At 62.0% G+C, this 23,145-nt stretch carries 25 protein-coding genes; 4 read left to right on the top strand and 21 right to left on the bottom strand.

All coding sequences use genetic code 11. The features are described from left to right. Positions 1-484 precede the first annotated feature (484 nt). The 8 genes from J5Y06_RS00795 to J5Y06_RS00760 form a co-directional block, all read right to left on the bottom strand. Positions 485-1,216: an SDR family NAD(P)-dependent oxidoreductase gene (locus J5Y06_RS00795; protein ID WP_209333220.1), complete on the bottom strand. Its 732-nt coding sequence runs from the start codon at positions 1,214-1,216 to the stop codon at positions 485-487. 12 nt (positions 1,217-1,228) lie between these two features. Then, complete coding sequence (locus tag J5Y06_RS00790) at positions 1,229-1,957, bottom strand: NAD(P)H-dependent oxidoreductase (protein WP_209333219.1); 729 nt, start codon at positions 1,955-1,957, stop codon at positions 1,229-1,231. Continuing rightward, positions 1,957-2,889 (bottom strand): 3,5-dioxohexanoate:acetyl-CoA acetone transferase, encoded by a 933-nt coding sequence (gene kce / locus J5Y06_RS00785; protein ID WP_209333218.1) that lies wholly within the window; start codon positions 2,887-2,889, stop codon positions 1,957-1,959. Before kce ends, J5Y06_RS00790 begins: the two co-directional genes overlap by 1 nt. A gap of 26 nt (positions 2,890-2,915) precedes the next feature. Further along, positions 2,916-3,860, bottom strand: coding sequence for a DUF6282 family protein (locus tag J5Y06_RS00780; protein WP_245247498.1), 945 nt, complete (start codon positions 3,858-3,860; stop codon positions 2,916-2,918). A 23-nt stretch (positions 3,861-3,883) separates the two neighbouring features. Continuing rightward, positions 3,884-4,675: an HpcH/HpaI aldolase family protein gene (locus tag J5Y06_RS00775; RefSeq protein ID WP_209333217.1), complete on the bottom strand. Its 792-nt coding sequence runs from the start codon at positions 4,673-4,675 to the stop codon at positions 3,884-3,886. Between the two features lie 35 nt (positions 4,676-4,710). Then, positions 4,711-5,985, bottom strand: coding sequence for a TRAP transporter large permease (locus J5Y06_RS00770; protein ID WP_209333216.1), 1,275 nt, complete (start codon positions 5,983-5,985; stop codon positions 4,711-4,713). Between the two features lie 3 nt (positions 5,986-5,988). Next, complete coding sequence (locus J5Y06_RS00765) at positions 5,989-6,570, bottom strand: TRAP transporter small permease (RefSeq protein ID WP_209333215.1); 582 nt, start codon at positions 6,568-6,570, stop codon at positions 5,989-5,991. Between the two features lie 94 nt (positions 6,571-6,664). Continuing rightward, positions 6,665-7,663, bottom strand: coding sequence for a TRAP transporter substrate-binding protein (locus J5Y06_RS00760; protein WP_209333214.1), 999 nt, complete (start codon positions 7,661-7,663; stop codon positions 6,665-6,667). A 191-nt stretch (positions 7,664-7,854) separates the two neighbouring features. Here J5Y06_RS00760 and J5Y06_RS00755 point away from each other — a divergent pair, with 191 nt between their 5' ends. Continuing rightward, a complete protein-coding gene (locus J5Y06_RS00755) occupies positions 7,855-8,766 on the top strand; it encodes a cupin domain-containing protein (RefSeq protein ID WP_209333213.1) in 912 nt (303 codons plus the stop codon). 6 nt (positions 8,767-8,772) lie between these two features. Further along, positions 8,773-9,657 carry an IclR family transcriptional regulator gene (locus J5Y06_RS00750; protein WP_209333212.1) on the top strand — a complete coding sequence of 295 codons (885 nt, stop codon included), beginning with the start codon at positions 8,773-8,775 and terminating at the stop codon, positions 9,655-9,657. Positions 9,658-10,000: 343 nt separating this feature from the next. Here J5Y06_RS00750 and hemN read toward each other — a convergent pair whose 3' ends face one another. Next, on the bottom strand, positions 10,001-11,350 hold the full coding sequence (hemN, locus tag J5Y06_RS00745; protein WP_209333211.1) for an oxygen-independent coproporphyrinogen III oxidase: 1,350 nt from the start codon (positions 11,348-11,350) through the stop codon (positions 10,001-10,003). Positions 11,351-11,518: 168 nt separating this feature from the next. Between hemN and J5Y06_RS00740 the strand changes: the two genes are divergently transcribed. Next, positions 11,519-12,235 carry a Crp/Fnr family transcriptional regulator gene (locus J5Y06_RS00740; protein WP_209333210.1) on the top strand — a complete coding sequence of 239 codons (717 nt, stop codon included), beginning with the start codon at positions 11,519-11,521 and terminating at the stop codon, positions 12,233-12,235. On the opposite strand, the gene J5Y06_RS00735 is transcribed toward J5Y06_RS00740, so the two are convergent. Further along, positions 12,236-12,715 carry a hemerythrin domain-containing protein gene (locus tag J5Y06_RS00735; RefSeq protein ID WP_209333209.1) on the bottom strand — a complete coding sequence of 160 codons (480 nt, stop codon included), beginning with the start codon at positions 12,713-12,715 and terminating at the stop codon, positions 12,236-12,238. Positions 12,716-13,044: 329 nt separating this feature from the next. Here J5Y06_RS00735 and J5Y06_RS00730 point away from each other — a divergent pair, with 329 nt between their 5' ends. Next, complete coding sequence (locus J5Y06_RS00730; protein WP_209333208.1) at positions 13,045-13,488, top strand: pseudoazurin; 444 nt, start codon at positions 13,045-13,047, stop codon at positions 13,486-13,488. 69 nt (positions 13,489-13,557) lie between these two features. Here the strand turns inward: J5Y06_RS00730 and J5Y06_RS00725 are convergent, their stop codons facing one another. From J5Y06_RS00725 to J5Y06_RS00675, 11 genes are all read right to left on the bottom strand, one after another. Further along, positions 13,558-13,980, bottom strand: coding sequence for a hypothetical protein (locus J5Y06_RS00725; protein ID WP_209333207.1), 423 nt, complete (start codon positions 13,978-13,980; stop codon positions 13,558-13,560). Then, a complete protein-coding gene (gene ccoS, locus J5Y06_RS00720) occupies positions 13,973-14,158 on the bottom strand; it encodes a cbb3-type cytochrome oxidase assembly protein CcoS (RefSeq protein WP_209333206.1) in 186 nt (61 codons plus the stop codon). The genes J5Y06_RS00725 and ccoS overlap by 8 nt, the downstream gene beginning before the upstream one ends. Beyond that, entirely contained in the window at positions 14,155-16,347 is a 2,193-nt protein-coding gene (locus J5Y06_RS00715) for a heavy metal translocating P-type ATPase (RefSeq protein ID WP_209333205.1), read from the bottom strand. Before J5Y06_RS00715 ends, ccoS begins: the two co-directional genes overlap by 4 nt. Before the next feature lie 9 nt (positions 16,348-16,356). Further along, positions 16,357-16,842 carry a FixH family protein gene (locus J5Y06_RS00710; RefSeq protein ID WP_245247496.1) on the bottom strand — a complete coding sequence of 162 codons (486 nt, stop codon included), beginning with the start codon at positions 16,840-16,842 and terminating at the stop codon, positions 16,357-16,359. Continuing rightward, complete coding sequence (gene ccoG, locus J5Y06_RS00705; protein WP_209333204.1) at positions 16,839-18,371, bottom strand: cytochrome c oxidase accessory protein CcoG; 1,533 nt, start codon at positions 18,369-18,371, stop codon at positions 16,839-16,841. Before ccoG ends, J5Y06_RS00710 begins: the two co-directional genes overlap by 4 nt. Positions 18,372-18,462: 91 nt before the next feature. Next, positions 18,463-19,401 (bottom strand): cytochrome-c oxidase, cbb3-type subunit III, encoded by a 939-nt coding sequence (gene ccoP, locus J5Y06_RS00700; RefSeq protein WP_209333203.1) that lies wholly within the window; start codon positions 19,399-19,401, stop codon positions 18,463-18,465. Beyond that, the gene (locus J5Y06_RS00695; protein WP_385932189.1) at positions 19,394-19,582 is read right to left on the bottom strand and encodes a cbb3-type cytochrome c oxidase subunit 3; all 189 of its coding nucleotides are present in this window, start codon (positions 19,580-19,582) and stop codon (positions 19,394-19,396) included. The genes ccoP and J5Y06_RS00695 overlap by 8 nt, the downstream gene beginning before the upstream one ends. Before the next feature lie 4 nt (positions 19,583-19,586). Further along, positions 19,587-20,342 carry a cytochrome-c oxidase, cbb3-type subunit II gene (ccoO, locus tag J5Y06_RS00690; protein ID WP_209333202.1) on the bottom strand — a complete coding sequence of 252 codons (756 nt, stop codon included), beginning with the start codon at positions 20,340-20,342 and terminating at the stop codon, positions 19,587-19,589. 25 nt (positions 20,343-20,367) lie between these two features. Then, the gene (gene ccoN, locus J5Y06_RS00685) at positions 20,368-21,987 is read right to left on the bottom strand and encodes a cytochrome-c oxidase, cbb3-type subunit I (protein WP_209333201.1); all 1,620 of its coding nucleotides are present in this window, start codon (positions 21,985-21,987) and stop codon (positions 20,368-20,370) included. Between the two features lie 96 nt (positions 21,988-22,083). Continuing rightward, a complete protein-coding gene (locus J5Y06_RS00680) occupies positions 22,084-22,842 on the bottom strand; it encodes a Crp/Fnr family transcriptional regulator (RefSeq protein WP_209333200.1) in 759 nt (252 codons plus the stop codon). Next, positions 22,839-23,054 carry a hypothetical protein gene (locus J5Y06_RS00675; RefSeq protein WP_209333199.1) on the bottom strand — a complete coding sequence of 72 codons (216 nt, stop codon included), beginning with the start codon at positions 23,052-23,054 and terminating at the stop codon, positions 22,839-22,841. The genes J5Y06_RS00680 and J5Y06_RS00675 overlap by 4 nt, the downstream gene beginning before the upstream one ends. Between the last annotated feature and the right edge of the window lie 91 nt (positions 23,055-23,145).

Below are 23,145 nucleotides of genomic sequence, written 5' to 3'. Positions count from 1 at the left end.
TCCTACTAGCTCGCCGCGGGCTGAAGGAGGCCAGCGAGGCTAGCGGATCGTGGACTGGTCGCGGATGAAGCGACCTACGCGATAATCCGCAAGCGCCGCTCGTTTCCGGTGATGTTCCGTAGCTCCCCATCTGAACAGGTAGAGCGGCAGGCTTCCCTGCGCGCGATGCTGTTGATGCCTGATCCAAGCCCCAGGCAGACCGCGAACGCGACTGCACCCCAGAGCCAACTGCGAATGGGAGGACAAGAATTTCCAAAATGATTGAGATTGCCGAGAGGACTGCAGAGCCGGCAGCAGCCAGCAAGGTGTCGAAGACCATATTGATCAGGCGCTTAGCACCTGCGAAGGACCGAACATGGCAGCGACCCCAATGCGGCAGCGCCAAGCCGAGCACGTTCAGCATCGGTGACGAAGAATGCGACCCCATCCTAACCGCGCGGCGCGGAAAGGAAGGTCCTAGGTGCCTTAACTAGGCTGAACAGGCTCATGTCATTCCACCATCCGCCAGTATCGTTCGTCCCGTGATCCAGCCTGCATCGTTGGAAGCGAGGAAGGCGACAATGCCGGCGATATCGTCGGGCTGGCCGGTGCGGCCAAGCGGGGTGGTGGCGCGGATCTGATCGCCGCGTTCGGCAATGATCTTCGTGGTCATGTCGGTTTCGATGACTCCCGGCGCCACGGCGTTCACGGTGATCCCGCGCGGCCCGAGCTCCTTGGCGAAGCCATGCACCATCGCCTGAACGGCAGCCTTGGAAGCCGCATAAACCGTGCTGGTCGGGATCGGGCTGTAGGCAAGTCGCGAAGACACTTGAACGATCCGCCCGCCTTCCCGCATCACAGCAGCGGCAGCCTTGGTCAGCATGATCGCGCCGGTGACATTGGTGTCGAACATCGCTCGGATGTAAGCTTCATCCACGGCATCCAGAGCGCGGTACGGCCCGATGCCTGCCGTATTCACCAGCACGTCGAGCGGCCCAAAGCGCTGGACCGTTTCGTCCACCATCCGCGCCGGATCGCCATCGCGCCCCACATCACCCTGAACGGCAAACGCCCGGCCGCCCGCTGCCTCGATGTCGTGCGCGATCGCCTCGGCTTCCGACGCCGAGTTGCGGTAGCCCACGGCAACCGCCAACCCGTCCCTCGCCAGCCGACGCGCAACGGCCGTGCCGATGCCGCGCGATCCGCCCGCGACAAGCGCGACCTTTCCCTTGTCCATTCTTGCCCTCTCCTATCGCTGTTGCTTCCAGGCGCCATCCGGCACGAGGTCGAGCGGATTGGTGATCGTCAGGCTGCGGTCGACCGGCTTTGCGGCGGCGGCCAGAACGCGGGTTTCCAGCTGGCTGAGATATTCAAGTCGCCCTGCATGATCGGTGCGGGGCGCGCCATAGGCGACGAAGGGCTCTTCGAGTTCATAGCCCATGTATTCCAGCCCGAGATGCTGCAGTTGCCAAAGCACCTGGCTTTGGAGGTCGCCATAAGCATTGCCCGCGCCGAACCGTGCGGTCGTCCCACCTGATGTCATCGACACCATTGCCCGCCGGCCGCGAAACACGCCGGTGTCGTAGCGCAACCCATCCGCGTAACCGAAGCCGTAGGCCAGTACGCGCTCGCCCCAGCCCTTGATGATCGCCGGCGGTCCGCCCCACCACAGCGGGAACTGGAAGAGGATCAGATCCGCATCCGCGACCCGCTTTTGTTCGCGCGCGATGTCGGGCGCAAAAGTGCCGTGGCGGGCCGCATGCGCCTGCTCGGTCTGGTAGTGGAAGATGGCGGGATTGGCGACGCTGGTGAAATCGTGCCGCCCAGCCAATGGGTTGAAGCCCTCGGCATAAAGATCCGACACAACAACCCGGTGCCCGGCCCCCTCCAACGCCTCGTGCGCACGGTCGCGCAACGCTGCGTTGAAGGAAGCGGGCTCGGGATGGGCGTAAACGATCAGGATGGTCTTGGCCGCCACTAGAACGCCACTCGGTCCGCGCCCTTGAGCTGCAGGATCTCGCGCGCTTCATCCGGCGTGGCGATTGAAAGGCCCAGCCCTTCGATGATGCCACGAACCTTGGTGACCTGCTCGGCATTGCTTTTTGCAAGCTGGCCCGGTCCGATCCACAGTGAATCTTCCAGACCCACCCGCACATTGCCGCCGATCGCCGCCGCTTGCGCCGCAATGCGCATCTGGTTTGAACCAGCGCCCAGCACCGACCAGGAATACTGATCGCCGAACAGCCGGTCGGCCGTCCTTTTCATATGCATAACGTCTTCCGGATGCTGGCCGATGCCGCCCAGAATGCCGAACACGCTTTGCACGAAGAAAGGCGGCTTGACGATGCCGCGATCCACGAAATGCGCAAGCGTGTAGAGGTGGCCGATATCGTAGCATTCCACCTCGAAGCGGGTTCCGTTCTCGGCGCAGGTGGTCAGGATGTTCTCGATATCGGCGAAGGTGTTCTTGAAGATGCGGTCGCGCGAGCCTTCGAGATAGTCGCGCTCCCACTCGTGCTTGAACTCCTTGTAGCGGTTCAGCATGGGGTAAAGCCCGAAATTCATCGACCCCATGTTGAGTGAGGCCACTTCGGGCTTGAAGGTCGAGACCGGCCGCAGCCGCTCCTCGATTGTCATGGTCGCGGCCCCGCCCGTGGTGATATTCACCACGCAGTCGGAACGCTGCTTGATCACCTTCAGAAACGGCTCGAACGCTTCAGGCGATTGGTCGGCCGACCCGTCCTGCGGATTGCGCGCATGCAGATGCACGATCGCAGCACCGGCTTCCGCCGCCCCGATCGCGGCATCGGCGATTTCTTCCGGCGTCACCGGCAGATGCGGCGACATAGACGGGGTGTGGATCGAGCCCGTCACCGCGCAGGTGATGATCACTTTACGAGCAGCAGCCATCCCTTTTCCTCCTCGATTGGTTCTGTTCAGGCTGCGAGATTGAGCAGGCCGGTGGCGTTGGTGGAGATGATCTTCTTGATATCGGCCTTGTCGACCTGATGGTCGAGCAGGTCCGACACGATCATGCGGTAGCCATCCACCGGCTTCGGCGCCTGCGTCAGGCCGAGGTCTGAGCCGAGTACGGTGCGGTCCACGCCCGCCACCTCCATCATGTGGATGAGGTCTTCCGTTTCGTGCTGCTTGGCGCGGCCGGGAATGAACATGCAGATCGAGTGTTCCATATAGGCCCCGAGTCCAACCAGCCCGCGGATATCCTCGTCAGAACAGCCGATGATGTAGGAAGGATGGTTCACCAACATTTTCCTGACGCCACGCTTTGCGGCTTCCTCGAAAAGCACGAACAGCTCGGATACATGCAGGTGCCCGCCGGCCAGGATGATGTCGCCTTCCGCGATCAGGTCGCAGATCTGTTTGGCCTCGTCGATCAGCTTGCCATTGGCGTCGAGCACGGTGAGCGGGATGGGCGGCAGCATCGGCTTGGCAGTTTTAGGGAAGCTCTTCGAGGCATAGGCCTCGATATGGTTCTTGGCCGCAAAGGTCGGGAACCAGACTATCTTGCCGCCGAGCTTGATGTTGTGGTCGACCGCATGCGGGTTGATGCCGCCCGACGCGTTGTTGAGCGCGACGCCCGAATACAGCTCGACCTCCGAGTCGGGATAGATGTCCTTCAGCACCGCGCAATGCGGCATGCCGACATAATAATGGTCCTTATAGAGCAGCGCCTTGAAGCCGGCATCTTCGGCCATTTGGAACGCTTCGAGGTGGCCGAGAATGCGCGGCATCGCCGCCGGTCCCGAGTGGCAATGAAGATCAACGGCGTCGACCAGAAGTTCGGCCACTTCGGCCGCGCGTTCCGGAGTCATTTCCGGAAGCGGCACGATCATCGGATAGTCTGTGGTGTTGTCGGCCATTGTTCGTCTCCTCGTTGTTCCGCTCAGGCGCTCTTGGCGCCCACGGCGGAAATGTCGGCATAGGCTTTCGATGCGGCCAAGCGCAGGAAACCCTGATCGGATGCGACGATGAACGTGGTCGCACCCATGGCGTGAAAGCGGTTGGCGTCGTCGGCATTGGCCACCATCATGGCGACCGGCTTGTTGACCTTCTTGGCCGCCGCGATGATCGTCTCGCAGGCGCTCATGATTTCCGGCGCATCCATGGCCGGCGCACCCAGTGCCACCGTCAGGTCGCCGCGGCCGATGAAGACGCCATCGAGCCCTTCGGTACCGACGATTGCGTCAATCTCGTCGAGTGCTTCCGGGTCCTCGATCATGGCAATGAAGGTCACCGCCGCGTCCTGCGCGTCGACATGGGGCCACACGCCGACTGCACCGAAATCGCCCGCTCGCGTTGTGTTGGAGAAGCCGCGCCGACCGCCGCGATAGCGGCATGCCTTGACGATCTCTTGGGCCTTGGCTGCCGAACTCACATGCGGCACGAGCACGCCCGTCGCGCCATCATCCAGGACGGCCAGAATCTTGGCAGGCGTGGGTTCGGCCACGCGAACGATGCCGGCCGTTCCGGAAGCACGCGCCGCCAGCAATGCCGCATCGATTGCCATCCTGTCCCAGGGAGCGTGTTCCTCGTCGATCACCACGAACTCGAAGCCGAGACTGCCGAGGATCTCGATCGGGTGGGTAGCCGGCGTTTTCACGAAGGTGCCGACCAGTGTTTCGCCACTCATGAAGCGTTGGCGAAAACCTGTGGGCGTGGAGTCGCGCGAAGCCATCTGCTCCTATCTCCTCTGATGTTTCGAATGTCGGGTCATGGAAGCATCGCCAGCGGCAGCCACAGCGTCAGCGCCGGGATGGCGGCGACGAGTGCCAGAACAAGAACGCAGATCGCGATCATAGGCAGTGCTTCCTTCGTAACTGCACCAAGCTTCTGTCCGGACGCAGCGCAGACGATGAATAGGAGGATGCCGACTGGCGGCGTCGCCATGCCGATCACGACGTTGAGCACCACCATCGTGCCGAACTGAACTGGGTCCATTCCAATGATCTTCATGAACTGCATGAGGATTGGCATGGTCAGGATCAGGATAGAGATCGGCTCAAGGAACATGCCCAGTATCAGCAGGACGATATTGAGCATGATGAGCACGATGATCGGATTGTCGCTGATCGACAAAACGCCCGAGGCGATCGTTGCGGGCACCTGCTCAAGCGTCAGCACGAAGGCCACGATGCTGGCCATGGCCGTGATGAACAGGATCGAGGAGCTGACCAGCGCGGTCGAAATCATCGCTTCCCAGACGCGCGTCAAGGTCAGGTCGCGATAAGCAAAGCCGACGAAGAGCGCGTAGATCACCGCCACGGCGGCGGCTTCGGTCGGCGTAAAGATGCCCGTCTTGATGCCGACAATGATGATCAGCGGCAAGATCAGGGCTGGCACAGTCCGCAGCGTTGCGCCGCGGCGTTCATCCCAGCTCATCTTCGGGGTCACGGGAAAGCCGTCGCGCTTGGCCCGCCAGGTTGCATAGATCAGGAGACCACCTAGAATTAGGATGCCAGGCGTCACGCCGGCCAGAAACAACTGACCGATGGAAGCGCCGGAGAGCACGCCGTAAACGATCATGGTGATCGAAGGCGGGATGATCGGACCGACGATCGCGCTGACGCCGACAAGCGCCGCAGCGTAGGCCGGCGGTATGCCTTGCCGCTGCATGGCGGGGATCAGGATGGAGCCGAGGGCGGAGGCCTCCGCCGTGGCGCTGCCGGAAATGCCCGCGAAAAAGCCGGACGACAGCACGGTGACCGAAGACATGCCGCCCCGCCGATGTCCCACCATGGCGCGCGCAAACTGCACGATGCGGTCGGTAATACCGCCCACATTCATCAACATCCCCGCAAGCAGGAAAAGGGGGATCGTGAGCAGGATGAACTGGTCGACGCCGGCCATCATCCGCTGCGGAAAAGCCAGGATGATCGCGCCGTTGCCGGAAAAGAAGAGGTAGATCATTCCGCCGACGCCGAGCGCCAGCGCAATCGGAACACCGGTTGCGAGAAGAAGAACGAAAGCGCCGAAGAAGCTGCCCATCGTTTACGCCTGCGGTTTGGTATGGTGATGGGCGGCATCCGGCGCGCCGCTGCGGATTTCAAGGAAGTCGCCGACAAGCGATCCGAGGATGTGGAGCATCAGCAAAAACGAGCCGACCGCGACGGAAACATAAACCCAGAAGATCGACACGCCGACGCCACGGCCGATCAGCGACATGGTGATGAAGTCGATAGCGGGAACGACCTGACGCGCGAAGCGGGTCGAATAATCGTAGCCGTTCGTCATCATCAGCCACAGAAAGATGACGATGGGGATGGCCGTCAGGAGCTTTAGGACGAAGCGCACCTTCGGCGTCAACAGGTCGGGAATGATGTCGACGGCAACCAGTTCACCGCGGCTGTAGGCCATGCCGATGAACAGGAATGTCTGCCAGATCAGGATATAGCGGCAGAGTTCCTCCGCCCAGATCAGGCTGGAGTTGAACACATAGCGGGCGATGACCTGCGCGGTCATGATCGCCACCACGCTCAGCATGGAAGCACCGGCCAAAAACCGGATAAAACCTGTGTACCAAGCAATCGGCCGAAGCCAGACCACCTGTTCGGAGAGGGTCGAAATCGTCACTGCAAGCACCTGTGGCTTCGAGCACGCGGGCTCTTGCGCCCGCGCAGGACCAAGCTTGAACCGGGCAATCGCGATCACTCGGTTCCTGCCGTGATCAGACCCCGCTTTGCGCGGCCTTGACGAATTCGGCGATCAAGGGGTCCTTGGCACTCCAGGTCTCGACGATCGGTGCCACTTTCGTCTTCATCTCGTCGATGTTTTCGAGCTCGTAGATGCTGACGCCCTTGGCCCGGAGTTCATCACGCCCGGTGGCATCCTGGTTGGCCGTGTACTCCATCGTCGGCTTGATCGACTGCCTGCCCGCCTCTCGAAGAGCAGTCTGCAGTTCCTCCGGCAAGCCATCGAACACCATCTTGTTGATCGCCGTGACGTTGTGCCAGGGGTAGTGGCCGGTCAGCGTGAAGTTCTTGCCGACCTCCCAAAGGTTTTCCGAAAGCATCGACGAAACGTTGATCTCGACCGCGTCGATCACCTTGGTTTCAAGGGCGCCGTACACTTCGCCATAGGGCAGCCCCACTGGCGAGGTACCCACGGCTTCCCAGATCGCTTTATGAAGCGGAACAGGCAGTATTCGGGTCTTCAACCCGGCGAAATCCGGCAGAGTTTTCACTACTTTCGTAGCAGACACGAAGTGGCGCTTGCCGATATCCGTAGTTTGCAAGCCAACGATGCCGGCCGGTTCTAGGTCGTCCAACAGCTTCTGGCCGACATCGCTCATCGCCAGTTCGGTGAAGTGATCGTAATCGCGGATCAGGAAGGGCAGTTGATAGGCATCCAGTGCCTGCCGCCCTGTGACGAGCGGGATCTGGACGCCCGAGCAACCGCAAAGGTCGATCACGCCCGCGATTGTCGATTCAAGGTTCTGCTTGTCTTCGCCGAGCTGTCGGTTCGGGAAGATGGTGATCTCGATAGCACCCGGAACAAGTGTTTCCAGCGCCTTCTTGAACTCCAGAGCGGCGATATGGCCGGGGTGGATCTCGTTGGCAGCATGCGCGTACCGCATGTGGATCGGTGCGGCACGGGCGATATTAGGCATGGCAAGTGTTGCGGCGATTGCGCTGGTGGATGCGAGTACCTGTCTGCGAGTCAGCATGAACGTCTCCTCCGTTTCGTTATGCAGAACGCTGTTACTAATAATAGTGTTTTGAAACATTTTCCCTGTCAAGCGGCGGGAACACAGATTTTCAGACCGCGTGTGAGCCGCACTCTTGACAATGTGCATAGCGCCCGGTCATTTTTTGATGTCATTGTTCTGTACTAAAGAACGATCGGGAGAGAGAAGCGATGTATGACCAGACAGATCCGCGAGCAAGGATGGCGGCAGCCTCTGCAGCGCCTGTTGCTGCGCCGATGCGATTTTCAGGCGCTGACTACGGCCTGTTCTACGAAACCGATCCGCAATTCACCGAAGATGGCGCGAAGACCTGGCTAACGCGCGGCCAGAACTTCCTCGTTGGCTACAGCGAGCTGCAAGCCGGCGGTTCCTTGTCGCGCACCAGTCAGGTCGACGAATACGTGCTTCTCCTGTCAGACCGCGAAACGCCGGCGGTCGTGCAAGCGAATGGCGAGCGGGTGGAGGTTGACGGCTTTTCGCTGGTGATCCTCCCGCCGGGCGACAGCCGGATCAGTTTGCCAAAAGGTGGCCGAGCGACCCGCATATTTTCCACCCGATCGGACGATCTCAACGCGCTTTGCGCCAACGCCGACTCCTATGCCGAGCAGCACCCGAACGTCACCTTGCTCGAGCCGTGGCCGGATCCAGTGGGCGGCTTCCGCATTCGTGCCTACAGCCTCGATGTCCCGCCGACGCCCGGCCGCTTTGGACGCATCTTCCGCTGCACGACTTTGATGGTGAACTATCTCGACGCGCAGAATGGTCCGCGCGACATCACCAAGCTATCGCCGCATCACCACGACGATTTCGAGCAAGGTTCGCTGGCGCTCGACGGCGCCTTCACACACCATCTGCGGTGGCCATGGACCACAAATCTGAATGCCTGGCGCGACGATGAACACGCTCTTGTGCAGTCCCCATCTCTCACGGTGATACCGCCGCCCGCGATCCACACATCGCGCGGCATGGACCACGGCCTCAACCAACTGGTGGATATCTTTTCACCGCCGCGCGTTGATTTTTCCAACCAAGGCTGGGTTCTCAACGCAGACGAGTATCCCATGCCATCCTCGTATGCCTGAGACCCCATGAACCGACGCATTGACACTGGCGACATCGTCCACACACCGAAGAAGAGTAAAGCCATCGACGTCCCTGACGCGAAACCGGCGCCCTTCGATGGCCGGCCACGGGTAACGGAAGCTGGAAAGGGCGGCTCGATTCAGGCGGTCGAGTTCGCCTTGGAAATCCTCGAATATGTCGCGCGCTGCCAGACATCGGTCGGCGTGTCGGAGATGGCGCGGGCTTTCACGACTACCAAGAGCCGGATCCACCGTCACCTGCAGACTCTGGTGTCGGCCGGCTACCTGATGCGCAACGAGGAAACCGAGCGCTATTCCATCAGCGCTAGGCTGATGGCGCTCGGACAGGCAGTCAGCGAAAGCTTCGAGTTGGCGACCTCGGCCCGCGAGGTTGCGCGCGAGCTGCGCGACCAGACCGGACATGCCGTGGCCATCAGCCAGCCCGAACGAGACGGCGTGCGTATTCTCCTGGTCATGCCAAGCCGATCAAACATCGAGATCTTCGTGAAACCCGGCTCGCTGATGGAGTATCACGCGAGCGCGCAGGGTAAGGTCACGCTGGCTTTCGGCGACGAGCTTCTCCTGCCCAGGGTGATCTCAGAGGGCCTGCCGATGCGCACGCCCTACACGATCTCCGAGCCGGCGCGACTGCGCCAGGAAGTCGAAGCAGTCCGCAAGCGGCGCTGGGCGACGGGTCCGAACGAATCAATGGTGGGGCTCAACGCGGTTGCCGCGCCAATCTTCGATGCCCTTGGCGATTATGTCGGCGCCATCGCGATGACCGATTCTATTCAGCACATCCCTGAAACGCCGCCGACCAACCTTATCGAGAGCCTTCTCGCCGCGGCAGATAAGGTCTCGGCGAACCTCGGCTACCGCCGGAAAAGTTGAGGCGACGAAGTTCGGCGATACCAGCACCTGGAATGACTGCGGCCGAGGTCGTGAAGGAGCGGAGTCGAGCACACGTCCAGCGGCAGCTTACGGGGCTCGTTCCAGAAGTTCCGAATGACCGGCCACAGCGACGCCGACCTCCGCAGATGAGCTTGTGCGATGGACTAGCATCCCTTTGGCGACCATCGCACTCGTCGACTCGACGGTGGAACGAGCAGAGATGCGCCACCCCTGCATGGACAACATCATGCGCCGCATGAACGAAATCTGTGGCAAGGTTCCGCTGAGAAGGGTTGGGGTCGCTGCGCACATTTGATTTCGCCACTCCCCCGCACATGAGCCCTTAAACGGCAGCGGAATGGCGGGCGGAGGACGTTCCGAGGAAGGCATCGAACCCGGATGCAACCACGCGCACGAACGGGCGCCCCGCTTCCGTGACCTTGAAATGCGAATCTGCATATCGGACGTGACCGTCTTTGTCGGCAGCCGCGAGCAGCGCCGCTTGCGCCAGAAGAGCATCGGCCTCGGCAGGAAAAAGTGTGCGTAGCTGCGCCGCGGAGAATCCGAAGCGGCACATCAGGTTCTCGATAATCCAGCCTCGGGCACGATCGGCGCTCGTCAGCTTGTAGCCTCGCGCAACGGGCAATTCGCCAGCCAAGGCTCTGCGGCTGTAGTCGTGCGTGGCTGTCACGCACTGCACGTAGCCCTGCGGCAGGGAACTGATGGATGACGCCCCGAGACCGATCAGCACCTGCGCCTGGTCGGTCGTATAGCCCTGGAAGTTGCGGCGAAGCGTGTTGGCGCGCGAGGCCTTGGCGAGGTCGTCTTCCGGCAAGGCGAAGTGGTCGATGCCGACAGGGAGATAGCCGGCGTGCGTCAGCAGGTTCGCACCCAGCGCCGCTTGAGCGAAACGGGCCGATGCATCTGGGAGCCAGCTTTCGTCGATCATGCTTTGGTGCTTTTTCATCCAGGGAACATGGGCGTAGCCGAACAGAGCGACGCGATCGGGGGAGAGCGCAACCACCTTCTCGATTGTCGCTGCGAGCGTGTCTTCCGTTTGATGCGGCAAGCCATACAACACGTCGAGGTTGACGGAAGTAACGCCGCGCGCGCGAAATCCATCGAGAGCTTCTTTGGTTTGCTCGAAGCTCTGGAGCCGATTGATGCTTTGTTGAACGCGCGCGTCGAAATCCTGAACGCCGAAGCTCGCGCGCGTGACACCGAAGGCGGCCCAGGCATCCAGCCGGTCTTCCGTGATGTCGTTGGGATCAACCTCGACGCTGATCTCGCAACTGCGCAGCACGTCGAAGACGGTGTCGAGCTGGGCCCGCAGGCGAACGAGATCGGCTGGGTTGATCATCGTGGGCGAGCCACCGCCGAAGTGGATGGCACCAACCTTTTGTTTGCGTCCTATATGGCCAGCAACGGTTTCGATCTCCACATGAAGGGCTTCAAGGTAATCGGCGATCGGATCGTAGCGTCTCACCTGCTTGGTGTGGCAGCCGCAGAACCAGCATAATCGGTCACAGAAGGGCAGATGCAGGTAAAGGGAAAGCGCATCCCCGGGGTTGATTTCGCTCAGCCAAGACGCGTAGGTGCCCGCATCCACGCGATCACTGAAATGGGGAGCGGTTGGATAGCTGGTGTAGCGCGGCACGGCGATCCCGCTACGGATGCTCGGGGTGTTCGACATCAAATCTCTCCGGATTTGCCAAACCCGTAGCTCGTCTTCTGCCGCGTCGGTTTGATCTAGATCAAAGCCCCGGTGCCGCCGGCAGTGTTCAAGGAAAGCGTTCCGCGTGAGAATCCGCATCGCGCGCAACCTCGGAAACTATCAAGGGTGACCTGAACAGCCATGGCCATGGACACACGCAAGGACATCCACAATTCCGAGGTGCCGGTGCTTTGCCAAAGCTGCGAAGCGCGCCACAACGGGATGTGCGGGGTTCTTGAACCCAGCGAATTGGTGGCCTTGTCGAAGGCAACCCGAGTGGTGAAGCAGCCTGCGGGAGCGGAACTGGCAGCCGAAGCCGAGCCGGTCGCCTCCTACGCCAATGTCATGCGTGGCGTGGTGAAGCTCACCAAAACGCTGGAAGATGGACGCCAGCAGATTGTTGGTCTGCAGTTCGCCCCGGACTTTCTCGGCCGCCTGTTCACTCAGTCGAGCGCGGTGACCGCGCAAGCTGCATCCGATGTCGAGCTTTGCCGCGTGCCGCGTGCCGCCTTGGAACGGCTGATTGCCGAAAACCCGGCGCTTGAACACAGGCTGATGCAGCAAACCCTTCGCGAACTGGATGAAGCGCGCGACTGGATGGTGACGCTTGGGCGAAAAACCGCCGCGGAAAAGGTGGCAAGCTTTCTTTACCTCATCGCCACTCATCTGGATCCTTCCAAGGAGGAAGCACGTCACTTCGATTTGCCGCTGACCCGCGCCGATATCGCTGACTTCCTGGGGCTGACGCTCGAAACCGTTTCGCGGCAGTTGTCCAAGCTTCGGGCCGACCAGGTCATCGCCATCGCCAACAACCGCCATGTTGATGTTTTCGACATGGCACGGCTGAAGAAGCGCTGCGGCTGATCAGGCGCTAGGGCTGCGAGCTGGGCTGGTGGTCCAGCTCATCGCCAGAAGCGGAGTGAGCAGTTCGCGTTCAAAAGCGACGTGACGGCGCACGCTTTCGAAGAAGCCGCGAAGCATGTAGCCGATGGCTTCGGGCGAAAGCCCGCGGTCCCCGCGGCCGAGCGCAAGCAGCGTTTCCTGGAGTTCTTCGGCAAAGCACATGTCTTCGTAGTGCTCGAACCGCAAACGCTCGAGGGTTGCGGGCATCGTCGTGAGTGTGGAGGAAAGGCGTTCCAGCGCTGGAAAGAGCATGGTTTCCTCCACTTTTTGCGCATCCGCTACCGTTCGGCACACCGAACGCGCCACCTGCAGACACTGCTGGCGATCGACGGCATCGGGCAGGCTATCCGCGATGGCTTCCAGCTCGCGACAAAGGTCAAGCATGTCCTTGTGACAGCGCTTCAGCTTCAATCCGGCCTGATCTAGGGGCAAGCGGTTCATGGCAAGGCTCCTTTTCCCAACTGCGCCGCTTCCGTCATGATCCGGTCGGCCCCGATGCGTCGTGGCCCTCCGCCCCGGAAACAAGGGCGTGACGAAAGATGCGCGGCGCGTTGGCTGGCCGGAAGCAGGCGAAAGGGCGGGGTTGTGCTCATAAGCGGAACCTAGCCATGGAGCACCCGCCACACCTTGATCTGGATCAGACGGGCGAGAATCCGCTGATCACGTCAGAAAAGATGTCCCACGCTCCTTTGATGCCTGTTTGACCTGAGTCAAAGGACGAACCGATCGTCGGACGTAGGAGGGAGCATTCAACGTCAAGGAGACGACACATGAACCGTTCCACCATCTCCGCCCTTGTGGCCGCCGCTGCGGCTCTGGCGGTTGCCGGTCCCGCCTTCGCGGCCGACCACAAGGTCGAAATGCTGAACAAGGGGGAAAAGGGCGCGATGGTTTTCCAGCCCGATTTCATTGAAGCGGCACCGGGTGACACCGTGACCTTTATCCCAGTCGACAAAGGGCATGATGCGGAATCCATCAAGGGCATGCTCCCGGAAGGCGTCGAGCCGTTCAAGGGCAAGATCAACCAGGAGATCACCGTCACGCTCGACAAGGAAGGCGTGTACGGGGTGAAGTGCACGCCGCATTACGGCATGGGCATGGTTGCGCTGATCAAGGTCGGGGAACCCACCAATCTGGAAGCCGCCCGCGAAGCCAAGAACCCCGGCAAGGCGAAGACCAAGATGAACGAGCTGCTCGACCGGGCCGCTCAATAAGCCTTCAGGGTGACAAGCAAAAAGGCCGGAGCGATCCGGCCTTTTTCTGTTTCGCTTGAAGCGAGCCGCTTATTTGAAGGCGATAACGGCCAGGCAGATCACGAACAGGGCAGAAATCCAGGCAAAGGACACCCAGCGTTCGGCGATCCGGCGGCCGCGCACGAAATCGCCGGCACGGCGCAACTGTGACGCGCGCACGCGCTGCATGACATGGGCGAGCGTCAGCACGCAAACCAGCAGGAACTTGGCAGTGAACCAGGAGCTCAGCGGATGTTCGCCCGAGCCGTACTGGCTCCACAACAGCGTGAGCCCAGTGATCCAGGCAAACGCGACGCCGAAACTGGTGATGTCGGCCAGCGTGCGTCTCGCCAGCGCCATGCCGGCTTCGGCTTCGCGTCCGGCACTCGCCCGCAAGGCGACATAATGAGACAGAAGAAGGCCAGACACCATCGCGATGGTTATGAGATGCGCCATCTTCAGAAGTTCAAACACGGCGCTTCTCCGCTTGGTCTTGTGTGGTTTCGGTGGGTTTTTCGTCGTCGATCAGGATGCGGGCCGCGGCTCCGTCGAGATCGTCGTATTGCCCGTTCTTGAGGGACCAAAGAAACACCACCAGCGCAAGAAGGCCGAAGCCGAGCGCAACCGGGATCAGGCCCAGAAGCGCGCTCATTTGCCGACCTTGCGCAGGGAAAGGCCAAGCGTCAGCGCATTCGCGATCACCAGGATGGACGAAGCCGACATCGACACGGCGGCAATCAGCGGCGTGGCATACCCCAGAACCGCTACCGGCACGGCAATGATGTTGTAACCGATCGCCAGGCTAAAATTGCTGAAGATCTTGCGGCGCGCCTTGCGCGCCGTGACCACGCTTTCCAGCACGGGCGAAAGGTTTTCTCCGGTAAAAACAATGCCGGCCGCAGCCTGCGCGATGTCGGCACCGGAGGCCGGCGACACCGAGACATGGGCGGCGGCGAGCGCCGGGGCGTCGTTGAGGCCGTCGCCCACCATCAAGACCTTGCGGCCTTCGCGGGCAAGCGCCTGCAACGCTTCGACCTTGCCGCCCGGCAAACAGCCGGCGAGGCTCCGGCTGATGCCGGCCTGCGCCGCCACACGGTCCACCGCGCCCTGCGCATCGCCGGAAATAAGCCGGACATCCAGGCCAAGCGCCTGCAACTCAGCGACCGTTTGCTTCGCGTCGGCGCGCAACTCGTCGCTGAACAGAAATGGCTGCGGTGTTTCATCGCCGATCCGCAGCCAGACTTCTGAAAGGCAGGACTGCGTGTTGGCAGGTGCGTCCACCCATCCGGTGCGGCCGAGGCGAACAGGCACGCCGTTCCAGCGGGCTTCCACACCGAAGCCAGGACGTTCGGCCAAATCCGTCACGTGAGCAGGGTGGATGCCATGCACTTCGGCCGCTTCAACCAAAGCGCGCGACAGTGGATGGCGGCTGCCGCTGGCGAGCGCGGCCGCGACCGACCAGGCTTCGCCGCTATCCGGACCCTGCGCCAGGACGGGCGTGCCGCGGGTCAGCGTGCCGGTCTTGTCGAACACGACCGTGTCGATCTCCGACAGCTTCTCGAGTGCTGCGCCGTCTTTCAGGATAATGCCGCTCGACAACAGGCGGCCCGCTGCCACCACCTGGACGGCCGGCACGGCGAGGCCGAGCGCGCAAGGGCAGGTGATGATGAGCACGGCGACTGCCGCGGTGACGGCGGGATGCACGCCGAAGCCTAGAAGAAGCCAGCCCACCATCGTCAGGAAGGCGGCCGAATGGACGGCCGGTGCGTAAAGACGCGAAGCGCGATCTGCAAGGCGCACGAAACGGCCGTCGGGCCGCTCCACCTTTTCCATCAGCCGAATGATGCCCGCAAGCACGGTTTCATTGGCAGGCGCGGTGGCGCGCATTTCCAGCGGCCCGGTCAGATTGTTGGCACCGGCATGGATCAGCGTCCCCGCGCTGACAGGTTCCGGCACGGATTCTCCGGTCAGCAAAGCGCGGTCAAGATCGCTGGCGCCGGTGGTGACGATCCCATCCACCGGCACGCGCTCACCGGGCAGGACGCGAAGGATGTCGCCGATGCGCACGGAGCTGATCGGGATGTCGCGGCTGCGGCCATCCGCAAGAACCAGGCTGGCGACCGTGGGCGCCAAGGTCAGCAGGCGGGCGGCCGCTCCACGCGCGACATCGCGCATGCGGTTGTCCAGTACGCGGCCGACAAGGAGAAAGAACAGAAGCGCGACGGAGCCGTCGAACCAGGCATGCTCGCCGCTGGTGATGGTTTCGTAGAGCGACAGCGCGGTGGCGCCGGTTACGCCGATGGCGATCGGCACGTCCATATTGGTGCGGCCGTGACGCAGGGCGTTCCAGGCGGAGCGGAAGAAGGGCCGGCCGGAATAGATCACGGTCGGGATCGCGATCATGGCCGAGAGCCAGTAAAACAGGTCACGCGTGGTGCCATCGGCGCCTGACCAGACCGACACCGACAACAGCATCACGTTCATGGACGCGAATCCTGCCACCGCCATGCAGCGGATCAATTCGGCGGAGTCGCTGTTGGTCTCGGCCGCTACGCCGGGGTCAAAAGGCCGTGCAGAACGGCCGGCCCTGCGCAGCGCTTCAAGCACCGCTTCCGGCGAGCCGGTGGCGTCCAGATCAACCGCGAGACGCTTGGTGGTCAAGTTCGCCCGGGCATGGGCGACGCCCGGCACGGCATTGGCGGTACGCTCGACCTTCGCGAGGCAACCCGCGCAATGCATGTCGTCAACAAGGAGGTCGAGGCTACGCGTGCCGTCCTTGGCCGTGCGGACAAAGGACGGATCTACCAGGCGGCAAGGGGGAAAGAGGGTGGTGGCGCTCACGTTGATCTCCTAGTCCACGACGACGGAGCTGGTTTCGCGCCACATCAGTTCGCCGCGATCACGCGCCTCGATTTCCACGAGCCAGCGGCCGCGTGCGAGCATATCGTCGCTGCGGTAGCCGCCACCCGGCACAGGATGAAGAACCACCTCGCTGTCCGTGGACGCGCTGGCAGGCCGGCCAGCCAGAAGCGTGACCTCCAGGCCGTGAATGGGGGCGCCGTTACGGTCTCGAAGCGCCAGGATCGGGCGACCGTCCTCCAGAGTCAGCACGCCCTTCCAGCCGCGCTCCTCCTGAAAGGCGGCGTCTTTCAGGAGAACGTTGTAGTTCTGGCTCGCGACATACGAATTGTGCGCGTTGAGGCCGGGAAACGTGCTCACCGCCCAATAGGCCATCGTGATGTTGACCGCGATGATGGTGCCGAAGAACAGAAACACCACTCCCATCATGTGCCAACCGGTAAAGGGATGTCCTTCGCGTGGAATAATGGTCATCATCTGCTTCCCGTCTCAAATCGCGCCGTGCTCCTGACGGCTTCCCCGCTTTCCGGATCCGTCACCAGGAAGGTGAAGCTTACGGCTTCGGCTCCCGGGGGGCGGCTCACAAAGACGCGGAGATCGCGCACCGCATCCGGTGGAACCATTACGGCAAGCTGCCGCGAGCGGGTCTCGCTTTCGGGCGTCCACATCACCGCGTCGTCCACGCCCTCAAGGCTCAACTCGAGCGGCCGTTCATCCAGGGTCTTGCTGGCGAGTTTCAGCGTATAGCCGTTGCGGACAGAGCCATCCGATAGGGTCACGAACAGCGGCGCGCGGTCATGCAGAACCGTGACGTCGAGATGCCCGCGGGTAAACAGCACAACAAGCATGCCGAGGCCGATCGCTGCCCAGAGCGTGAAGTAAAGGATCGTGCGCGGCCGGGCGATATGGGCGAACGAAACACGCTTCTGTTCGGTCGTTGCGGTTTCGCGGCCCTGTTGTTTTGCGGTTTGGGTGTGGTGCTCGAAATCCACGAGCGTGGAATAGGAGATCAGCCCGAGCGGCCGGCCGACCTTGTCCATGACGGTATCGCAGGCGTCGATGCAGAGCGCGCAGGTGATGCATTCCAGCTGCTGGCCGTCGCGGATATCGATGCCCATCGGGCAAGCGGCCACGCAGGCGTTGCAGTCCACGCAATCGCCGACATCGAGCCCTTTCGCGATCGCCTTCTTGGAATGGCGTGAGCGAGGCTCGCCGCGCCAGTCGTTGTAGGTGACGATCAGCGAGTTTTCGTCGAGCATTGCGCCCTGGATGCGCGGCCACGGGCACATATAGGTGCAAACCTGTTCGCGCATGAAGCCGGCCAGCCAGAAGGTCGTCGCGGCAAGCGTAAGAACGGTGAAATAAGCGACGGGAGCCGCCTGTCCGGTGACCATGTCGCGCGCAAGCGTCGGCGCATCCGCGAAATAAAAGATCCAGGCACCGCCGGTTGCCACCGAGATCACGATCCAAAGTGTCCAGACCGTCAGGCGCTTGCGCCACTTGGCAAACGTCCAGGGAGCCGCATCGAGTTTCATGCGGGCGTTGCGGTCGCCTTCGATCCAGCGCTCGACCTGGATGAACATGTCGGTCCAGACGGTTTGCGGGCAGGCATAGCCGCACCACGCGCGGCCGGCGATGGAGGTGACCAGGAAAAGGCCAAGGCCGGCCATGATGAGGAGCCCGGCGACGTAATAGAATTCCTGCGGCCAGATCTCGACCGCAAAAAAATAGAAGCGGCGATGCGCGAGATCCAGCAGAACGGCCTGGTCAGGCGCATGCGGCCCGCGATCCCAGCGGATCCACGGCGTGAACCAGTAGATGCCGAGGAGCACCGCCACCAGGATCCACTTCAGCTGGCGATAAAATCCTTGGACGCGCGAAGGAAAGATCTTTCGCCGTGCTTCGTAGTCGGCGCGGAACTCGTGATTGTTGACGGGCGTCGCGTCTTCCACGAGCACGGCGGTGCGGCGTGGGTCGTTGTTGATCGTGTCGAGCAAAGTGGTCATGCGGGCGTCTTAAGCCTCCGCCTGAACAGCGGCCTTGATCCAGATCAAGGCATCGAAGGGCGCCGGGCCGCGGGACCCGGCGCCGAGCGCGTCATTGGCTCGGTGCGTCTTCCGGCGAAGCTTCACCGCCGCCGAGTTCATGCACATACACGGTCAACTGCTTGATCGTGGCAGGGTCGAGACGCTGGTTCCACGCAGGCATTGCGCCATGACGTGGCGAATAAATCTGGCGCTCGATATCGGCGGGCGCCGAAGAATAAAGCCAGATCGCGTCGTTCAGCCTGGGAGCGCCGAGCTCGCGATTGCCTTCACCCGCGTCGCCATGACAGGAAGAACAGTTGGCGGCATAAACCTCCGCCCCTTGCGGATCCGCAGGCCCGGAGTTGCTCAACGACAAGACATGCCGGGTGACCGCACGGATGTCCGGGCGCTCCAGGATGCCGTCCCGACCGAACGCCGGCATTTCGGAATACCGCGTGTCTTCGTTGCCCGCGAACCGAACGCCATGCTCGATGGTGTACTGAATATCCGCGAGCGTGCCGCCCCAGAGCCAGTCGTCGTCCTGCAGGTTGGCGAAGCCGGGGCTGCCGGCGGCGTCGGCGCCATGGCACTGCACGCAATTCACCTTGAACGCCGAATAGCCGCCGCGGAACGCCACTTCCCGCAGTTCGTCGCTCTTGGCGATCTCTTCCACCGGCAGTTCCCGGATCTGGTTATACAGCTCAGCGCGTGCCGTTTCGGCTGCGGTGAGCTCCTGCGCCACTTCCAAGCGCGAATTCCAGCCAAGCAGACCCGTCGTGGCATCGCGCAGAAGCGGGATGGACGGATACAGGATGATATAAGCCAGCGCGAAAACATGCGTCGCATAGAACACCCACAGCCACCAGCGCGGCATCGGTGTGTTCAGTTCCTTGATGCCGTCCCACTCATGGCCCGTCGTTGCCGTGCCGGTCGGCTGATCGACCTCGCCGCGGTAGGGCTCCGAACCGGGAACGCGGGGGAAGCCCTTGTCTGCTCCGATGTCACTCATCTTTGCGACCCTCTTTCTCACGGTCGTACTTGAAGGGGATGTTGGCTTGGTCGCGGTAGGAGCGTCGGGAGCCCGGCCGGAAAACCCAGATCAGGACACCCAGGAAGAACAGCACCAGGACAAGGAGCGCCCAACTGTCGGCAAAGTGCCGCAGTGTCTCGTAGAGGTTCATTTCGCCCATGGCGTCACCTCAGGTTTTCGTGGCTGAGGGGCTCGTAGGCGGTGAAGTCCACCAGCGTGCCGAGCGACTGAAGATACGCGACCAGCGCGTCCATCTCGGTGAGGCGCGACGGGTTGCCGTCGAAGTCACGTGCCTGCATCTTGGGATAGCGTTCGCCGAGTGCGCTGGTATCGGCCTCCAGCGAGGCCTGGTTGCGCAGGTCGGCTCTGGCCTCGGTGATCATCTCGTCCGTGTAGGGCACGCCGAGCAGCCGGTTGGTCTTCAGGTGCTGCGCGATATCATCCGTGCGCAGGTCGGTCGTGGCGAGATGGCCGTAGCGGGGCATGATCGATTCACGCACAACAGAGCGCGGCTCGATCAGGTGGCGCACGTGCCATTCATCGGAATAGCGGTTGCCGACGCGGGCGAGATCCGGACCGGTACGCTTGGAGCCCCATTGAAAGGGATGGTCGTACATCGACTCGGCCGCGAGACTGTAATGGCCGTAGCGCTCGACCTCGTCACGCATCGGGCGGATCTGCTGCGAATGGCAGGTATAGCAGCCTTCGCGGACGTAGACGTTGCGGCCGGCCAGCTCGAGCGGGGTGTAGGGACGCATGCCCTGCACCTTCTCGATCGTGTTGTCGACGTAAAACAGCGGTACGATCTCGACGATGCCCCCGATGGCTACGATCAGGAACGAGAAGATCAACAACACGGTGACGTTGCGTTCCACCTTGTGATGGTGGCGGAACAGGAACTTGGAGATGGGATCTAGCATTGGGATTTGTCCTGAAACGCCGGGCTTATTCGGCAGCCTGAAGGCCGCCGCGTTGCACCGTGCCCACGGCCAGCGCCTGGGGTTTTTCGCCCCGGATCGTTCGCCAAACATTGTACGCCATCAGCAACCCGCCAATGAGGTAGAGAAGGCCACCGGCCACGCGGATGACGTAGAAGGGGAACATGGCTGCCACCGTCTCCACGAACGAATAAACCAGGTAGCCCTCGGCATTGTATTCGCGCCACATCAGGCCCTGCGTGATGCCGGCGACCCACATGGATGCGGCGTAGAGCACGATGCCGATGGTGGCCAACCAGAAGTGCCAGTTCACCAGGCGCAATGAATACAGGCCATTGGTGTGCCAAAGCCGGGGCACGAGGTAGTAGATCGCGCCAAAGGTGATCATGCCGTTCCAGCCGAGCGCGCCGGAATGAACGTGGCCGATGGTCCAGTCGGTATAATGCGACAAGGAGTTGACCGCCTTGATCGACATCATCGGACCTTCAAAGGTCGCCATGCCGTAGAAGGCCACCGCGATCACGAGCATGCGCAGAACCGGATCGGTGCGCAGCTTGTCCCAGGCGCCAGAAAGCGTCATCAGGCCGTTGATCATGCCGCCCCAGGACGGCATCCACAGCATCACGGAAAACACCATGCCGAGCGTCTGCGCCCAGTCAGGCAGTGCGGTGTAGTGGAGGTGATGGGGGCCGGCCCAGATATACATGAAGATCAGCGACCAGAAGTGGACGATCGACAGGCGGTAGGAATAAACCGGGCGCTCAACCTGCTTGGGAATGAAGTAGTACATCATGCCGAGGAAGCCGGCGGTCAGGAAGAAGCCCACCGCGTTGTGGCCGTACCACCATTGCACCAGCGCATCCTGCACGCCCGAAAAGATCGGGTAGGACTTGGAGCCCAGGAACGACACCGGCACCGCCAGGTTGTTCACCACGTGCAGCATCGCGATGGTCACGATAAAGGCGAGGAAGAACCAGTTGGCCACATAGATATGCGGCTCCTTGCGCTTCACGATCGTGCCGAGGAACACGACGAGGTAGGCGACCCAGACGATCGTCAGCCAGATGTCGATATACCATTCCGGCTCGGCATATTCCTTGGACTGGGTAACGCCCATGAGATAGCCGGTCGCCGCCAGCACGATGAAGAGCTGGTAGCCCCAGAACACGAACCAGGACAAACCGCCGCCGAACAGCCGCGCCGCCGTTGTGCGCTGGACGATGTAGAAGGAGGTCGCGATCAGCGCGTTGCCACCGAAGGCAAAGATCACCGCCGACGTATGGAGCGGGCGCAGGCGGCTGAAGTTGAGGACGGGTGCGACGTTGAGATCCGGAAAGGCAAGCTGCGCGGCGATCACCACCCCGACCAGAAAGCCAACCACGCCCCAGAACACGGTCGCGATCACGCCGAAGCGGATCGGCCCGTCCATGTAAAGGCCGTCGTCGAGACCAGCAGGCATGGGCCGGCCAGTCGGGTCTGACGTTTGGATCGTCCAGATTGCCAGGCCGAGCCCGACGGCCGCAAACAGCGCCATGTGCACAGCAAACTGCGCGTCATGCGCCAGCGCCGAGGCCACGGCAAATGCAAAGGCCAACGCAAAAAGGATACCTGGCCGGATCAATTCCATCGAGCGCTACTCCGCTTGAGATGAGGGGACGCCTAGCAACGGCGGGAAGGACGCGCCTTGATTCAGATCAAGCGCGTCAGGATGACCCGCGTCCGGTCAGCTGCCGGACGCCATTTGCAGCCGCATGCCGTCTTTCACGGTGATGCGGCGGGGATCAGAAAAGGCGATGATTCCGTCTCGGCGCAGCGCGGCGAACTGGCGGCTGACCGTTTCGAAGGTCAGGCCGAGGAAGTCCCCGATCTCCGCGCGCGTCAAAGGCAGGTCGAGGACGGAAGGCATTCCCTCCTCGATCCAGATGCTGCACCGACCCTGTTTTCCCAAGGGCTGCAAACGTCCCGCGACCTCCAGAAGAAAGGTTGCGATCCGCTCCCGTGCGGTTTTCCGGCCAAGCGTCAGAAGCAGCGCTTCGGCCGCGCTGAGGTCTTGCAGGACCCGCAAGTGCAGGCGGTGTTCCAGAGCCGGGTTGCGAAGCACGAGCGCCTCGAAGACCGACCGCGGGACACAGCAGATCTCCATGTCTGTGACCGCCCTGAAGGAAAGATCGTCCACGCGCATGAAGGGCGCGCCGAGAAGATCGGGTGCGGCCTTCAAGGCCACGATCTGCTGGCGTCCGTCAGACAACAACCGCAACACCTTCACAACGCCACGCAGGATCGCCACGCAGGTGTCCCGCAGGCCTTCCATGGTGAGCAGCTCCGCGCCGGCAGTGACTTGGCGCCGAATGGAGACCGCGGCAAGTTGGGAGGCTTCCGGCGGCGTCAGGAGACTTCCCAGGCCGCAGGTCCATTCCACGCAGCTTGGGCACCAGAGATTGGCCGCAGTGTCGACTTGCGGCAGGGTGTCAGCGAACCTCACCGACGCCGCCCGTTTCTTGATCGCAGTTTCGGCGCGATGAACCAGGCGAGCGGCGCGGCAAGCACCAGGCTCGCAACAACGACAATCGGCATCAGGATCGGCCAGTGTTCGCTCAAGGATGGCAAAGACAGAATCGTGATGGCGCCCGTGCCGAACACGACGGCGTTCACCAACCCGTAGATTACCAACGCAATTCGAAATCTGGTCGACATGCAGGCCCCGCTTTCCTGAGATCAGGGTTCCTGCCTAGCCACCCAGGAATGGAGCTGCTTTGATCTGAATCAAGACGGGTTGTGGTTGGCC

This window comes from Tianweitania sediminis (assembly GCF_017813335.1).
GTDB classification, from domain to species: Bacteria; Pseudomonadota; Alphaproteobacteria; order Rhizobiales; family Rhizobiaceae; genus Tianweitania; species Tianweitania sediminis.
The sequence above is the reverse complement of the archived record's forward strand: the minus strand, read 5'-3'. Positions and strand labels throughout refer to the sequence as shown.

Bases quoted from the DNA above. Each gene is read 5' to 3' on its own strand.
- J5Y06_RS00695 (WP_385932189.1), bottom strand. From the start codon at position 19,582: ATGGGCGAAATGAACCTCTACGAGACACTGCGGCACTTTGCCGACAGT.
- ccoP (WP_209333203.1), bottom strand. From the start codon at position 19,401: ATGAGTGACATCGGAGCAGACAAGGGCTTCCCCCGCGTTCCCGGTTCG.
- J5Y06_RS00760 (WP_209333214.1), bottom strand. From the start codon at position 7,663: ATGCTGACTCGCAGACAGGTACTCGCATCCACCAGCGCAATCGCCGCA.
- J5Y06_RS00755 (WP_209333213.1), top strand. From the start codon at position 7,855: ATGTATGACCAGACAGATCCGCGAGCAAGGATGGCGGCAGCCTCTGCA.
- J5Y06_RS00735 (WP_209333209.1), bottom strand. From the start codon at position 12,715: ATGAACCGCTTGCCCCTAGATCAGGCCGGATTGAAGCTGAAGCGCTGT.
- J5Y06_RS00775 (WP_209333217.1), bottom strand. From the start codon at position 4,675: ATGGCTTCGCGCGACTCCACGCCCACAGGTTTTCGCCAACGCTTCATG.
- J5Y06_RS00770 (WP_209333216.1), bottom strand. From the start codon at position 5,985: ATGGGCAGCTTCTTCGGCGCTTTCGTTCTTCTTCTCGCAACCGGTGTT.
- J5Y06_RS00750 (WP_209333212.1), top strand. From the start codon at position 8,773: ATGAACCGACGCATTGACACTGGCGACATCGTCCACACACCGAAGAAG.
- J5Y06_RS00740 (WP_209333210.1), top strand. From the start codon at position 11,519: ATGGACACACGCAAGGACATCCACAATTCCGAGGTGCCGGTGCTTTGC.
- kce (WP_209333218.1), bottom strand. From the start codon at position 2,889: ATGGCTGCTGCTCGTAAAGTGATCATCACCTGCGCGGTGACGGGCTCG.
- J5Y06_RS00780 (WP_245247498.1), bottom strand. From the start codon at position 3,860: ATGGCCGACAACACCACAGACTATCCGATGATCGTGCCGCTTCCGGAA.
- ccoS (WP_209333206.1), bottom strand. From the start codon at position 14,158: ATGAGCGCGCTTCTGGGCCTGATCCCGGTTGCGCTCGGCTTCGGCCTT.
- ccoO (WP_209333202.1), bottom strand. From the start codon at position 20,342: ATGCTAGATCCCATCTCCAAGTTCCTGTTCCGCCACCATCACAAGGTG.
- J5Y06_RS00730 (WP_209333208.1), top strand. From the start codon at position 13,045: ATGAACCGTTCCACCATCTCCGCCCTTGTGGCCGCCGCTGCGGCTCTG.
- ccoG (WP_209333204.1), bottom strand. From the start codon at position 18,371: ATGACCACTTTGCTCGACACGATCAACAACGACCCACGCCGCACCGCC.
- J5Y06_RS00710 (WP_245247496.1), bottom strand. From the start codon at position 16,842: ATGATGACCATTATTCCACGCGAAGGACATCCCTTTACCGGTTGGCAC.
- hemN (WP_209333211.1), bottom strand. From the start codon at position 11,350: ATGTCGAACACCCCGAGCATCCGTAGCGGGATCGCCGTGCCGCGCTAC.
- ccoN (WP_209333201.1), bottom strand. From the start codon at position 21,987: ATGGAATTGATCCGGCCAGGTATCCTTTTTGCGTTGGCCTTTGCATTT.
- J5Y06_RS00675 (WP_209333199.1), bottom strand. From the start codon at position 23,054: ATGTCGACCAGATTTCGAATTGCGTTGGTAATCTACGGGTTGGTGAAC.
- J5Y06_RS00795 (WP_209333220.1), bottom strand. From the start codon at position 1,216: ATGGACAAGGGAAAGGTCGCGCTTGTCGCGGGCGGATCGCGCGGCATC.